The 15,241-nt window shown below is 36.7% G+C and carries 10 protein-coding genes; 2 read left to right on the top strand and 8 right to left on the bottom strand.

The window, feature by feature from the left end:
* Nucleotides 1-47: 47 nt before the first annotated feature.
* Both GFU89_RS16210 and kbl read right to left on the bottom strand, forming a co-directional pair.
* Nucleotides 48-599 carry a CopD family protein gene (locus GFU89_RS16210; protein WP_318848121.1) on the bottom strand — a complete coding sequence of 184 codons (552 nt, stop codon included), beginning with the start codon at nucleotides 597-599 and terminating at the stop codon, nucleotides 48-50.
* Between the two features lie 171 nt (nucleotides 600-770).
* Nucleotides 771-1,967 (bottom strand): glycine C-acetyltransferase, encoded by a 1,197-nt coding sequence (gene kbl, locus GFU89_RS16215; protein WP_318848122.1) that lies wholly within the window; start codon nucleotides 1,965-1,967, stop codon nucleotides 771-773.
* 157 nt (nucleotides 1,968-2,124) lie between these two features.
* On the opposite strand from kbl, the gene GFU89_RS16220 reads away from it, so the two are divergent.
* Nucleotides 2,125-3,003 (top strand): cupin-like domain-containing protein, encoded by an 879-nt coding sequence (locus GFU89_RS16220; protein WP_318848123.1) that lies wholly within the window; start codon nucleotides 2,125-2,127, stop codon nucleotides 3,001-3,003.
* 70 nt (nucleotides 3,004-3,073) lie between these two features.
* On the opposite strand, the gene GFU89_RS16225 is transcribed toward GFU89_RS16220, so the two are convergent.
* The 4 genes from GFU89_RS16225 to GFU89_RS16240 all read right to left on the bottom strand — a co-directional run bounded on the left by GFU89_RS16225 (nucleotide 3,074) and on the right by GFU89_RS16240 (nucleotide 10,364).
* Complete coding sequence (locus GFU89_RS16225; protein ID WP_318848124.1) at nucleotides 3,074-5,002, bottom strand: M1 family aminopeptidase; 1,929 nt, start codon at nucleotides 5,000-5,002, stop codon at nucleotides 3,074-3,076.
* A gap of 83 nt (nucleotides 5,003-5,085) precedes the next feature.
* Nucleotides 5,086-6,555 (bottom strand): D-alanyl-D-alanine carboxypeptidase/D-alanyl-D-alanine-endopeptidase, encoded by a 1,470-nt coding sequence (dacB, locus tag GFU89_RS16230; protein ID WP_318848125.1) that lies wholly within the window; start codon nucleotides 6,553-6,555, stop codon nucleotides 5,086-5,088.
* 161 nt (nucleotides 6,556-6,716) lie between these two features.
* Entirely contained in the window at nucleotides 6,717-9,164 is a 2,448-nt protein-coding gene (gene priA, locus GFU89_RS16235; RefSeq protein WP_318848126.1) for a primosomal protein N', read from the bottom strand.
* A gap of 291 nt (nucleotides 9,165-9,455) precedes the next feature.
* Nucleotides 9,456-10,364: an AEC family transporter gene (locus tag GFU89_RS16240; protein ID WP_318848127.1), complete on the bottom strand. Its 909-nt coding sequence runs from the start codon at nucleotides 10,362-10,364 to the stop codon at nucleotides 9,456-9,458.
* A 407-nt stretch (nucleotides 10,365-10,771) separates the two neighbouring features.
* On the opposite strand from GFU89_RS16240, the gene GFU89_RS16245 reads away from it, so the two are divergent.
* Nucleotides 10,772-11,881 carry an alkene reductase gene (locus GFU89_RS16245; RefSeq protein WP_318848128.1) on the top strand — a complete coding sequence of 370 codons (1,110 nt, stop codon included), beginning with the start codon at nucleotides 10,772-10,774 and terminating at the stop codon, nucleotides 11,879-11,881.
* Between the two features lie 106 nt (nucleotides 11,882-11,987).
* Here the strand turns inward: GFU89_RS16245 and GFU89_RS16250 are convergent, their stop codons facing one another.
* Together GFU89_RS16250 and GFU89_RS16255 are read right to left on the bottom strand one after the other, a co-directional pair.
* Entirely contained in the window at nucleotides 11,988-14,453 is a 2,466-nt protein-coding gene (locus GFU89_RS16250; protein ID WP_318848129.1) for a beta-mannosidase, read from the bottom strand.
* 125 nt (nucleotides 14,454-14,578) lie between these two features.
* On the bottom strand, nucleotides 14,579-15,241 hold the full coding sequence (locus GFU89_RS16255; RefSeq protein WP_318848130.1) for a copper homeostasis protein CutC: 663 nt from the start codon (nucleotides 15,239-15,241) through the stop codon (nucleotides 14,579-14,581).

Below are 15,241 nucleotides of genomic sequence, written 5' to 3' on the forward strand. Positions count from 1 at the left end.
AGATGTAAAAAGGATGAATGTTCTCAGACACACACCCTACTCAACAATTATTTGTTTTTTTTATTTTTATTAACCAGTTTCACGGTCATCATAATCAGAAATACAAGAACGAAAAATCCTGCGATTAATTGCCACCAGTATTCAATTGCCATCGATTTTAAAATAACGGTAAATACAACCAGAAACAGAATGAATGTAGCAATTTCATTGGCCTGTCTCAGCTTGATATTGGCAGTGGACAATGTATTTCCATTCAAAGCCTTCAAATGAAGTACTTTTTTCCAGCACCAGTAATGGTAAACGGCAAGTCCGATCAGGAAGGTCAATTTCAAATGAAACCATGGCATTTTCATCAGTCCCGGATTTAAAAAGATCATGACCAATCCGCATACTGCCATGATTACCCCTGCAGGAACGGTGATAATATTCCACAGTCTTCTGGCCATAAAGGTGTACTGCTCTCTCAGAATTTTCTTTTTTTCTTCAGGAAATTCGTCGGTATCTTTATAGTAAACGAAAATCCTCACGAGATAAAAAATTCCCGCAAAGTAGCTTACCATAAAAATAATGTGCAGCGCTTTGATTATTGTATAAAGCATTCAGAAAAAATTAACAGCAAAGATAAGCTTATTATATAATTGTTAAAAATAAATTTCTTTTGATCAGGAAAATATAAGTAAAAACAGGTTTCTATAAAAAATAGTTCGGCTCGGGGCAGCAAAGCTGCCCGAGCCGAACATTATATTTCTATTGTTTAATCAACGCAATGATTAAGAAATCACTCCTAATTCTTTTCCAACTTTTTCAAAAGCAGCAATCGCCTTATCCAAATGTTCTCTGGTATGAGCAGCAGATAGCTGTACTCTGATTCTCGCTTTTCCTTTCGGTACTACAGGATAGAAGAATCCGATAACGTAAATTCCTTCATCCATAAGCCTTTCAGCCATTTTCTGAGAAAGAGGCGCATCATAAAGCATTACCGGAACAATGGCAGCATCTCCGTCCGGAATATCAAAGCCTTTCGCTTTCATTTCCGTTCTGAAGTATTCTGCATTTTCCATTACCTGATCACGAAGAGAAGTGTTATCAGAAATCATATCCAATACTTTCAAAGCAGCTCCTACGATTCCAGGCGCTAAAGAGTTAGAGAATAAATAGGGTCTTGAACGCTGTCTCAGCATATCAATGATCTCTTTTTTACCGGAAGTAAAACCTCCTAAAGCACCCCCTAAAGCTTTTCCTAATGTAGAAGTGATGATATCTACTCTCCCCATTACTTCATTAGCCTCGTGAGTTCCACGGCCTGTCTTCCCGATGAAACCTGTTGCGTGAGAATCATCTACCATTACCAAAGCATCATATTTATCAGCAAGGTCACACACTCCTTTCAGATCTGCAACAATACCGTCCATTGAGAATACTCCGTCTGTTACGATAATTTTGAAACGGTGGTTCTTTTCAGAAGCAGCAATCAATTGAGCTTCCAGATCCGCCATATTATTATTTTTATATCTGTATCTCGCTGCTTTACAAAGACGAACACCGTCAATGATAGAAGCGTGATTCAGTTCATCTGAAATAATAGCATCTTCTTCTGTAAACAATGGTTCAAAAACTCCACCATTGGCATCAAATGCTGCTGCATAAAGAATAGTATCTTCAAGACCTAAAAAGTCAGCGATTTTTTTCTCCAAATCCTTGTGAATATCCTGTGTTCCGCAGATGAAACGTACTGATGACATCCCATATCCATGAGATTGAATCATTTCCTGAGACGCTTTCATTACTTCCGGATGATTGGATAATCCCAGATAATTATTGGCACAGAAGTTCAAAAGCTTTTTTCCGTTAGCTTCTATTTCTGCACTTTGCTGAGAAGTGATGATTCTTTCTCTTTTGTAAAGTCCGTCATTCTCAATATTCTGAAGTTCGTTCTGTAAATGTTGAAGGTATTTTTCAGAGATCATTTTTAGTAATTTTTTAGATGTGCTAATTTACTAAAAAGGCAGTAAAATAAAACCTTTTATACGTTTAATTCTAAAAAATCAATTCTGTTTTCAGTTTTAACATTATTAGTCTATAAATTTAGTAGGATAATATTATATTTGTTTAAAATTTGAAAGAATGAGATTAAAGCCGGTACAAAAAATAAAGACAACCAATTCAGAAACCTTTATTAAAGACCATATGAAGCCGAGAATTCCAATTATTATTGAAGATTTTATACATCCGGAAAGTCCTGCCTTCAAAAAATGGAATTATGAATATTTCAAAGAAATTGCAGGAAACCATAAGGTGAATATTTATGGCAGTGAACTTGATTCCCTGGACAGAGTAGCAAGTGATCCTATAGCACAAAGCACATTTTCAGAATATCTCGATCTTATACAGTCTGCTCCTACTGAACACCGTCTATTCTTATTCAATTTGTTAAAAATAAAACCCGAACTTAAGAATGATCTTACCTACAATGATGTTACCAATGGGAAAATATTAAAATGGCTTCCCTTTATGTTTTTTGGAGGTGAAGGTTCTGTAACCAGAAATCATATTGACATTGATATGTCACATGTTTTCATTACTCAGTTTCAGGGAATCAAAAGAATCTGGCTATTTCCCTGGGAACAGTCTGATTCTATGTATAAGCTGCCCTATAACTTCCACAGTCTTGCCCAGATAAAAAACCCAGACTACAGAAAATATCCTGCACTACTCTATTTAAACGGTTATGAAGCTGTCATTCACCCTGGTGAAACACTTTATATTCCTTCCGGATGGTGGCATTATATTCAGTATGACACGGAAGGATATTCTATATCAGTGAGAGCGCTTCCATCAAGCCCTCTCGAAAAATGGAGAGGTTTTAAAAACCTGGTCATCACAAGACATTTCGATAATCTTATGCGCAAACTATTCAAAGAAAAGTGGTTTGAATACAAAGTAAAAACAGCCCGAAAAAGAGGAACTCAAGCTGCCAGAAAACAAAGAAGCTTTCAGATCTGAAAGCTTCCTGTTATTTTATCGTCAATAGTAAGTAAATAAAATATGCATTGATATTTTACAGTCTTACATTTTAATGTTTAATAAATTTGATGCTTTTTTCGTCAATGGTAATGAAATAAGTTCCCGGAACCAATTCTGAAATCCCAATCGCTTTACCTGGCTGATACGTTCCTTTTCCTACCAGTTTTCCATCTACGGCATGAATCGTAAAATCTGCAGCTCTGTTGATCCCTTTCAGATTAATTTCATTTTTTGCAGGATTTGGATAGAGTCCAAAGTTTTCCTTCTCAACAGAAGAAACACTTAAAGTATTATCCTGAGTAACAGTAGAGTTCTTCTCCAGAATCTGATATTCATAATTGAACTGAACACTTGCGATAGGAAATGTTACAGATTCTAAAAAGCTTTGGTTATTGGAAGTATTGTTAAGAACCAAATATGCAATTTGTCCTGAAGTTCCGGTTACTTTTATAGGTAAAGGCATTTCGAAAAAGCTTACCGCAGCACTGCTTTGTGTCTGAGAAACTTTAAATAAAGCCTGATTACCGCCTTGCATCCATTTTATAGTATATGTAGGATAACCTTCCCCATACACCCAGTCATTAAAAAACTCTGTAAAATCTTTTCCGGTAGACTGAAGCAGGGAAGCATTTAAATCAGCAGTACGTGCATAGCTGTAGGCTAAATTCGGTCTTGCATGATAGTCTTTGAGTGCCTGATAAAAAGCAGCATCACCTAAGGCCCATTTCAACATTCTCAGAACATAACCTCCTTTAGCATAGGTCAATCTGCTGTCAAATATCCTGTTAATACTGGAAAGTCCGGTATCTGGTACATACACCGTTCCTGTTGTACTTGCGGTAATATAATTGGATTGACCTTGCAGGTAATTCAGGAATTCAGCATTGGTCATCAGTAATTTTTCATTGGCAACATGCTCTCCGAAAGTGGCAAAACCTTCATTCAGCCAGATGTCGTTCCACGCACCGCAGGTTACCTTGTCACCAAACCATTGGTGGGCAAGTTCATGAGCGATAAGCTGTTTATTCCAACCTCCCATGGAAGACATTGTCTGGTGTTCCATACCTCCTCCGTACATGAATTCCATGTGGCCATATTTTTCATTACGGAAAGGATAAGCCCCAAAATACGTTTCAAAAGTATCCATAGCCAGTTTCGTCCATTGAATATTATTCAGACTGGTCTGATTTGAATTGGTGGATGGATAAATATAGTTGATAAAAGGAAACGGAGGGTTTCCAATAGTATCAGTAAGCTTTACAAAATTGGTAATCGACAGTGCGATCAGATAAGCCGGTGTAGGATACATCGTTCTCCAGAAAGTAAGTTTCGTAGATCCTGTAGGAAAAGTTTCTGACATTAATTTTCCATTAGCAGCAACGCTATAATTGGATGGCGTTGTAATTTTGAAATCAAATCTATCAATTTTATCATTCAAACTCTGTTTTGTTGGAAACCAATCCTGTGCACCGTAAGGTTCATTCAAAGTAGAAAGTACCGGAACTCCGCTCTGAGTGGCAGCTGTAAAAGCCCCATTAGCACTGGGTGGCGTTCCTGAATAATGAATAGTCAGAGAATCCAGCGTATTGGCAGCTATGGGAGTCTGAAAATCAATTTTCACTTCGTTGGAAGGAAGCTGCTGGAAAACAAGATTGTTACCATGATATTTAATCTGGGAAACCGTTAAAGAGGTTGTCAGATCAAAATAAATGCTTCCCATATTCTGAGTAGGTTTAAAATGAGAAGTTACCGATCCTGAAATAGTATTGGAAGCCGGGTTGAGCGTAACATCCATTCTTTGATACTGTAAATCGTAATTCAGCGTATTGGGATTGGTATTTCCGATGTTCATTTTTTGTGTAAAGGATTTTTTCTCTTTTTCGATCAATCCTTTCATATCGGTGTTTTGCTCATGCTTCTGGCCATAAAACTGTTGAGATAATAAAAATCCCAACACCAAAAGGTACAATTTTGTCATGCTTAGAAATATTTAACCAAATATAAAAAAAACCTTTTAATCAATGATTAAAAGGCTGTTATAATATATAAAATAAAAAATTTTTAAAGATCCAGTGCAGGTTCAAGAATTTTTTCCATTCTCTTTTTCACCATATCTACCGACCCGGAATAGTTATTCACCATTAAAGAGAACACCAATGTTTTCCCGGAATTCGTCTTCAGATAGCCTGCTAATGTTTTTACTTTGTTCAGTGTTCCTGTTTTTGCAAAAACCTGTCCGTTACCTCCACCAATGAACATTCTCTTTAAAGTTCCGGATTGTCCTCCAATTGGTAAAGAAGTCAGGTAAGATCTATAGTATTTTTGATCCATCAAAGAAGTAAGAAACTTCACCTGCGAAATTGGCGTCACATTGTTACTTCTTGAAAGCCCGCTTCCATCCATATAATTAAGACCAATCATATCAAAACCGGCATCTTTCAGGTGGCCTGTTACCACAATTCTTCCTGATTCTGAAGTCTGGTCACCCATTTTCTGATAACCAACTGTTCTTAACAGGGCTTCTGCCAATGAATTATCACTATGCTGATTGGTATAATAAATAATATCACCTAAAGTTGGGGATTTATAAGCTGAAAGCATTTTTCTTCCTTCCGGTGCTGCATCTGTCATTTTCGGGTTTACTTTTCCGGTAACAGGAATTCCGCTTTTTACCAATGTAGTTCTGAAAGAGTTGGCAAGGTATGCCGGAGCATCAGGAAGTTTGGTTGTTAAAGTCCCGTTTCCTTCATATTTATCAGCATATACCATCTGATGATTGTAAGGAGAAACGTAGAAAAATTTCTTATCTGTAGAGAAACTTCCTTTTTTAACAATCAGTTTTTCGTTAGCTGGGTTGATGTCCCGGGTACTTCCTGCAGGCAGATAATAATTATTGTTTTCCAACCATACAACATTTTCCGGAAGCACTGAAATATTGCCTTTGAAAAGCGCTGTCTGAATGATAATATCACCATTTACCTTTTTGATTCCCTCTCTTGAAACTCCGCCTACGAAATCTGAAACAATATCTCTATAAGATGATGCACCTGCTTTGTTTGTTCCCAAAGAAGGGTCACCGCTTCCTATAACATAAAGATTTCCATTTAAAACTCCATTTTCATCTATGGTTCCTGAATACTCAAGCTGAGTCATCCAACGGTAGTTTTCACCCAGCAGGTTTAATGCTGTTTCCGTTGTAAGCAGCTTTGTAGTAGAAGCAGGTACTAAAGGAGTATTTTCATTGTACGAAGAAATTACTTTCTTCGTTTTCGGATCGTACACTACGAATCCCCAACTTGCATTTTTCAGCACAGGATCCGCCATCATTGTGTTCACATTAATATCTACAAGTTCTTTTGCTGACAAAACAGTTTTCTCCACCATCGTGCTAACGGGTGAAGGCAGGTTTAAGCTGCTTTTCTGACTGTCATAATTCTGAGAATAAAGAACGGTAGAAACGGTAGATTGAGCCAGGAAAAGACCAGAAGCCAACACCGCCGCACTTGAAATATATTTTCTGAAATTTACCATCTATCTTCTTTTTGTTCTATAGCTTTGACTCTATAAAAAATGACAGGTTAAATCATTCAATAAAAGAGCCAAACACTTAATCAACGTCCAAAAGTAGAAATTATTGTCATATAACAAGCCACTGACCCGTTATAAAAGAGTGTAAAGTTTGTTAAAAATTGTTAAAAATCCACAAAAACATCTTTTTTAATGCTTTGATACGCAGTGATTTCATCAAATTCTTTCAAACTTATCAAAACCAGGCTTTTGAATTTCTCATAGTTTTTCCCACGGGGAAGCTTAAGCATAATTTGGAATTGGTATAGATTATTCAGCCTTGCAATCTGAGCTCTTTCGGGACCTAAAACGCAATCTTCCGGAAGGTATTTTCTGAGGATGGAACCCAGAAACTGAGAGGCTCGGTCTACTTTATCTTCCTTTCTGTGCTTCATTTCAATCATAATCAGCTTCGTAAAAGGCGGATAATGGAATTTCTGGCGCTCAGTAAGGATGTATTTATAGATCTTCGCAGGGTTATTCATCTTGATCAGCTGGAATACAGAATGATCAGGATTAAAGGTCTGAATCAGGATTTTCCCTTTTCCAGAAACTCTTCCGGCTCTTCCTGAAACCTGTGTGATCAGCTGATAGGCTCTTTCTTCTGCTCTGAAATCCTGTACATATAATAAGGAATCCGCTTTGGGAATTGTAACAAGCTCAATATGATCAAAATCCAGTCCTTTGGAAATCATTTGTGTTCCTACAATGATGTCTGTTTCTCCGTCTTCAATCTTTTCATACAATTTTTCGTAGGCGAATTTCTTACGCATAGAATCCACATCCATTCTGTCTACCTCATTTTCAGGAAACAGTTTGGAAACTTCTTCATGAATCTGCTCTACACCTACTCCTCTTTCGTTCAGCTTTTCAGAATTGCATTTCGGGCAGGTTTTCGGTTTTGAAGCTCTTTGGCCGCAGTAATGGCATTTCATTTCGTTAGCTGCTTTATGATAGGTCATTACCACATCACAATTGGAGCAGTAATTGACATAGCCACAGCTCTCACATTCTATGACATTGGAATAGCCACGACGGTTGTGAAGGACAATCGCCTGTTTTTTTTCATCTACCGTTTTCTTAATCTCCTCAAGAAGTTTCAGAGAGAAGTTTCCGGAGACTTTTTTAGAGTCCTGCGCTTCTTTGAAGTTGATCAGTTCATATTCCGGCAAATTCACGTTCCCGAATCTTTCATTCAGGAAAATATATTTCATTTTATCTTTTCTGGCCCTGTAGTAACTTTCAACAGAAGGTGTTGCAGATCCCAGGATTACTCCCGCATTATAAAATCCGCCCAAAACCAATGAGGCATCTTTAGCATTGAAATAAGGCGTCACTTCTCTTGGTCTGTAGGCAGAATCATGCTCTTCATCCACCACAATAAGTCCCAGGTTCTGATAAGGTAAAAACAAAGCATTACGGGTTCCGATGAGAATACGAATATCATTCTGTTTGATTCTTCTCCAGACTTCCACCCTTTCAAAATCAGTCAGTTTCTGGTGGTAAAAACCTAGCTGGCGTCCGTATTTTTTTTCTAATCTCTGTGTAATTTGTTTGGTCAGGGAAATCTCAGGAAGTAAAAACAGAACATTTTTTCCTTCTTTGATACATTCTTCAATTTTTTCTAAATAAATATGCGTTTTCCCTGATGAAGTTACCCCATGCAGCAGGACATTTTTTCCTTCTTCAAAAGCTTCATCAATCTCAGATTTAGCAATTTTCTGCTGTTCAGAAAGTTCTTCCAACTCTTCAATTTCTCCTTCATAGCTTTCAATTCTGTCTTTCTGCATGTAATATTCCTCCACAAAACCTTTATCTGCTAAAGGCTTGAAGTGTGAACTTCCGAAATAACCGCCCTCAAACAGCTCAGATTTTTTAATATGAGCATCAGGATTTTCCGTCTGTTTTTCTAAAATAAGAAGGAACAGGTCTTTCTGCTTTTGAGCCCTATTTAGCTTTAAAAGAATATCCGTAAGGTTCTGATTGGCTAAAACCTCATCCTTAATTCTTACATATGCTACTTCTTTAGCTTTATATTTCTCAGCAATTTTCTCATCAATTTCAATATACTGAAGATCAATCAATGAATTGATAGTCTTAATAATATCCTTTTTGGGAATAAAAGCTTCAATATCTGTCAGGTTGATCAGCTGTCGTACTTCAAGTGCCTGAATCAGGTACATTTCATTGACATCCAGGTTTTCAAAATCAATTACTATTCCTGGTTTTAATTTTAAATAGGTCTCACTTTCCAATTTCAAGGAAGAAGGGAATGAAAACCTGTAAATTTCACCAAGACTGCACAAATAATATTCCGAAAGCCAGTTCCAGAAACGGATCTGTTCTTCAGGAACAATGGGTTTATCATCCAGCATGCTGATGACTTCTTTAGCCGTAAAATTTTCTGGTGCATTGTCGTGAAGCTCAAATACGATTCCCGTATAGATTTTCTTTCCGCCAAACGGTACCAGAACACGCATTCCGGGTTGAATTTCGGACATCATTTCTTCGGGAACTTTATAGGTAAAAGATCCTTTGAGGTTCAGTGGTAAAACAATTTGAGCGTATTGCAAGGGAAATATTTAAAGTGTAAAATTAGATTTTTCTTCAGAGAACTGCAACTTTGTAGGGATTCTTTCGCGCTCCTTTAACAGAACTGGAAACTAAAGCTGTTGTATGTTTTTACTTCCTCTTTTGTTCATTCCGTAGGAATCTAAACAATCAGATATTATAAAATCTAAAACTGTATTAATTTATTGATCAAAACAATGATATGACAGGCTGGATTCCTACGGAATGACAAAGTCTGCGGATAAAAGAACAGCACAAATTCAGAAAATCTCTAAGAAAGAATCCATAAATGGTTAAAACAGTAATTGAGTCATCTCATACCAAAATGCGGAAGTAAAGAATCCTACAATGATGCTGACGCCGATGATCAGGTTGGTCAGTTTTGTATTGAGTCTGAACTGTTCTGCAATAATGCTTGAGGTAACCAGTGTAGGCATTGCTGCTTCAAATACCGTAATTTTAGCCACATCTCCTTTTATTCCCAATAATAAAGCCAATCCAAGTACAATTGCTGGTGCCAAAATAAGCTTGTAGAGCATTGACATCGACATCTGCGGAATCAGTTTTTGCCATCCGTTAAACTTCAGCTGCAGTCCAACTGAAAACAGGGCTAATGGACTTACCGTAGCCGCAAGCTTATCAAAAAATGGTTCTGCTACGGTAAAATCAATAAACCGCGACAATATCAGAGCGGAAATACACCCGATTAATGGAGGAAACGTAATGAGTCTTTTTAAAATAAATACTGCGCTTACTTTTCCTGATCTACTTCCTCCTTTTACTGCAGCTATAATTCCGAGGGTAGAAAGAGCAAAGAACATGGTCTGATCACAGATAATGGCAATGCTAAGGAGTCCTTCACCATAAAAAGCACTGATTAAGGGAAATCCGATGAATGATGTATTGCTATAACCGCTTGCCAGTTCTAAAGTACTTCTGGAACGCCTTGAATATCCCCTGCTCTTGCTATAAAACATCATAAAGAAGAAGCAGAACACAGAAATTAAAAATGTGGCTGCTATCGGAAACAACATCTCTGTTGTCCATTTTACTTTAGGCAGATATTTAAACGAAACTGCCGGAAGAGCAAGATAAAGAATCCAGGTATTGATACCCTTATGAGCATCGGGGTGGATAGATTTTGTTGCTTTGAATATCATTCCTGCAATAATGCACACTGCAATCAGAACAAAATTTACCATAACTGTAAAGAAATATGAGGCAAATTTACGGCTGATTTTTGAGTTGGAAGGGTAAAATTTATATTTTTTTGAGTACAATTCCGGTACAGCAGAATATCAAATCCGATACAGACAAGGCTCTTTTTCATTTATTACAAAGCCTTAATGGATTTCTTTTTCACCCATTCAATAAACAAATCTGTTCTTCTTATCAATCACAGTTTAAATCCTAACTATTATTTTTATAATAAATAACTATATTTTAAATAATTTTTATAATAATAAATTCTGACGGAAATTTGTACTGTTGATAAGAGATACAATATTAACTGAAAATACATCAATGAAAAATATCTTTTAAAACACATTTGTAAAATAATAAAATAAGACCAATCCTCTCATTTTTTTAATACTTAAAATTTTAAACAATGAATATTAATATTTTTAAAGAAGCAAGTATAGGTTCGTTAGACCTAAAAAACAGAATTGCCATGGCTCCAATGACCAGAGCCAGAAATGAAGACGGAATTCCGAAAGACTTTAATGCTGAATATTACGCACAGCGTACCGGTACAGGACTGATCATTACAGAAGGTACTGCGATCTCTCCAACGTCAAAAGGAGTACTTCATATTCCGGGATTATATACTGATGAGCAGGTAGAAGGCTGGAAACTCGTGACTGATGCTGTACATCAGAAAGGAAGTAAAATTTTCACTCAATTATGGCATGTGGGACGTGTTTCTCACGTAACCATTCAACCGGACGGACAAGCTCCTGTTTCTTCTTCTGATATTCAGGCAGGTGAAACGCATGCATGGGGATATGATGAAAACGGAAAAGAAGGTTTTGTCATTAATTCCAAACCACGGGCATTGGCTACTGGTGAAGTAAAACAAATTGTTAAGGATTTTACTTTAGCAGCGGTAAATGCTGTAAGAGCTGGTTTTGATGGAATTGAACTTCATGGAGCCAACGGATATCTTATTGAACAGTTCCTGAACCCGTTTGTAAATACCCGTAATGACGAATATGGCGGAAGTATAGAAAATCGCTCTCGTTTTTTACTTGAGATCGTGGATTCTGCGATTGCAGCGATTGGCGCTGATAAGGTAGCCATCCGTTTAACTCCTTATGGTGGATTATACGAAATGCCTTATTACGATGAGATAGAAGCTACTTATGAGTATTTAGCGAAAGAACTTTCCAAGAGAAATATTGTTTACGTTCATATTATGGATCAGAAATCGAGAGGAAGTTTTGCTTTACCGGAAGATTTTATGAAGCGTTTCAGAAACTGGTATGATGGAGTAATTATTCTTGCCGGAGGTATGGACAGAGAGAAATCTGAAAAACTGATCAATGAAGGGTTAATCGATATTGCAGCATTCGGGGAAGCTTTTATTTCCAATCCTGATCTTGTGGAAAGACTTGAAAACAACTGGGAACTTACTCCTCCAAAAAGAGAACTTCACTATGGACTTACTATGGAAGGGTATCTGGACTGGGAAGTATATCATAAACAACAATTAAACTAACATAATTACTGTTTAAATTTCACTATACTATCAAAAAGAGCTACCGTAATGGATAGCTCTTTTTATTTTTATGGATTATTCCGAATTAATATTCTGGAAATAACAATTACTCTTTCATCACATCCCAAAGGTTCATCAATTCTACATTTCCCAAAGGTTTTGAAAGGACAATTCTTTTTGAAGTTCCTGGTAACAAATCAAAGAAATTATCGCTGAAATGAGTATCTCCAATCAGATAAATATCTTTTGTAAGGGCATCTGTTGAGATTTCAATTTCAGTGGGTGATATTTTTTTGATTTTGATATTTGGTTTTGAAAGTTTCAGGTCTTTCGGTTTATTAAAAAAGAACAGCTTTTGAAATATTATATCCTTTTCGGAGCTGATCTTTAAAACGGCTTCAGACAGATTAAACTGAGCCAGTTCTGTTTTACTAATGCTTCTAATTTTCTTGCTTACATCGGCATTTACAACGTCTGACTGATTGGCTTTCCAAAGTGTTTTTCCTTTAAAATCAATGAGTTCAAATTTAATATCAGCTTTCAGTTCTTTCATAAGATCACTTATCAGATAAACATCATAGCTTTTATCGGTTTCCGCTATTGATACCAAGACAGGCTCAAAGCTTCTTTTTGCCTGATAATGGAAAGCTTTCCAGTTTCCAAGATAATCAATGGAAGACCATGAAACTACTGGCCAGCAGTCGTTGAGCTGCCAATACAACGTTCCCATATTGTAAGGTTTTGCACGGCGATGGGCTTCGATGGCTATCTGCATTCCTCTTGCCTGCAATAGCTGTGAAACGTAATTGTATTGTACAAAATCTGTAGGGATTTTATAATCCCGTTTCAGATATTCATTAATAATATCCCAACCTCTGGCATGTTTTTCATGTGCTTTGATAGTTGAGTTTTGCAGATTTAAATCAGGAGTTCCTGAAAACATGGATTTTGTAGTTTCAAGACTGGGAGTCCCTTGAAAACCATATTCAGACATAAAACGTCCTACTTTTTCATTGTAAATTTCAAATGGCTGCTCACCCCACCAAACGCCCCAATAGTGGGAATCTCCTTCTGTAAGGCTTTCTTTATGTCCCCAGCCGATGGACGGCGAACTTGGCCAATATATATTTTTATCTGACTTCAGGTTTTCTGCCAATGCACTGGGAATCACATCATGGAAAAGCTTTTTATAGTCTTTCCAAACCTGCAGAGAATCATTTTTTGAATACTTGAATTGTTTCTGATATCCCCAATTGACAATGGCTTCATCAATTTCATTATTACCACACCACAAAGCAATAGACGGGTGATTCTGAAGTCTGTTGACCTGATCTTTTACTTCTTCTTTTACATTGTTTAAAAATGCTCCGTCTGCAGGGTAAAAACTTCCCGCAAACATAAAATCCTGCCAAACTAAAATTCCGTTTTCATCGCAGGCTTTGTAAAATTCGTCATCTTCATAAATACCGCCACCCCAGATACGGATCATATTCATATTCGCATCTTTGGTATCTTTGATCAGTTTATGGTATTTTTCTTTGGCCATTCTGGGTGAAAAACTGTCTCCCGGAATCCAGTTGGTTCCTTTGATATACAACGGATTTCCATTCACTTTAAAATAGAATGACTTACCTTTTTCGTCTTTTTCCTGAATTAATTCTACGGTTCTTAATCCTATCCTGATGTCTTTAACATCAATATTGTTAAGGTCTTTTGAAAGTTTTATTTTAAAATCATAAAGATTCGCTTCACCACGTCCATTAGGCTGCCAAAGTTTCATTCCCTTTGTCTCATAAGGAACCGAAATTACATTAGTCCCTTTTTTTAAAGAGATCTTTTTATGAATGGAATTCAGATCCAATGTGTAATCTCCAGCATTTTGAGCATAAATTTCCACTTCAAAATGTAAGTTGGAAGATTTCCCGGAATTATTCTGAATATCTTTAACGGTAATAATTTTGGCATTATTCCAGAATTCTAATGCAACATCTTTCCAGATTCCTGCAGTAACCAGCCTTGGTCCCCAATCCCATCCAAACTGGTATTGTGCTTTTCTCACAAAACTTCTTGGTGATTCCGGCATGGTAAACGGAACTTTTTTAGCCAGTTCTTTTCCGGTATTGACAGCAGATTGAAACTTAATCTGCAATGCATTATTACCCGGCTTTAGATATTTTTTTACAGGAATATTCCATTTCCTGAACATATTATCTGTTTTCTTCAGCAGTTTACCATTAAGATAAATTTCTGAAAATGTATCCAGTCCATTAAAGATCAGATCAATATTATCATTTTTCAATTCCTGAGATGAAACCGTAAATTGAGTCTGATAGTCCCAATCTTCATTTTCTATCCACTGTACTTTCTTTTCATTTTCATCTTTAAAAGGATCAGGAATGATCTTGTTATCCATTAAATCCAAATGAACGGTTCCCGGTACTTTCGCAGGAAGCCAGTTTTGATCTTTTGAATTTTTGAACTGCCAGTTTTCGAAAGACAAATTTCTTTGTGAAAACTGTGCAAAAAGGATATTCTGCATAAAAAGAAAAGCAAAAAGGATAGTTCTATTCATCAATAAATTTGTTTTGTATTGTTACAATACCCGTGATTTTGTCATTCCGAGGTACGAAGGAATCTCTACTATAAGAATTTAGATTCCCGCTGCGCTTGGAATGACAAACTGAGTGCATATCATTATTACTTACTCTTCAATGCAGCCACTTCAGCCGGGTTTGCAAAAGCACCACCATCTGTAATGGCTGAAGAATGGAAGTAGCCTGCGTTTGTAAGGGCTCTTATTCCTTCAATATTAGATGAACGAAGTCCGCCTCCAACAAGGATTTCTATTCTTCCATCGGAAAGTTCAACCAGTTTTTTCAGATTTTCTTTTCCTTCTGATACATTGGGTTTCTGGCCGGAAGTAAGAATGGTAGTAAAGCCACATTCAATTACTTTTTCTAACGATTCTTCCAGGCTTGCAGCACGATCAAAAGCACGGTGGAAAGTACATGGAAGCGGTGCTGCCAGTTCAACTAAAGTTTTATTCTGTTCAACATTAACCTCATCGTTTTCGTTGAGAATACCAAATACAAAACCGTCTACCTGTAAAGATTTCAAATAAACCAGATCATTTTTCATCTGTTCAAATTCTGAATCCGAATAGGTAAAATCACCTCCTCTGGGGCGGATCATCACAAAAATCGGAATATTAATTTTTTCACGAAGCTTTTTCATCGTTTCAAAGTCCGGAGTAGTTCCTCCTTCACTGAGACCATCACATAATTCTATTCTGTCAGCTCCATTTTCAAAAGCAATCATTGCTGATTCAGGATTAAAACACGCTATTTCTATTTTTGACAT

The organism is Chryseobacterium sp. JV558 (assembly GCF_033712365.1).
In the GTDB taxonomy this organism is placed as follows: domain Bacteria; phylum Bacteroidota; class Bacteroidia; order Flavobacteriales; family Weeksellaceae; genus Chryseobacterium.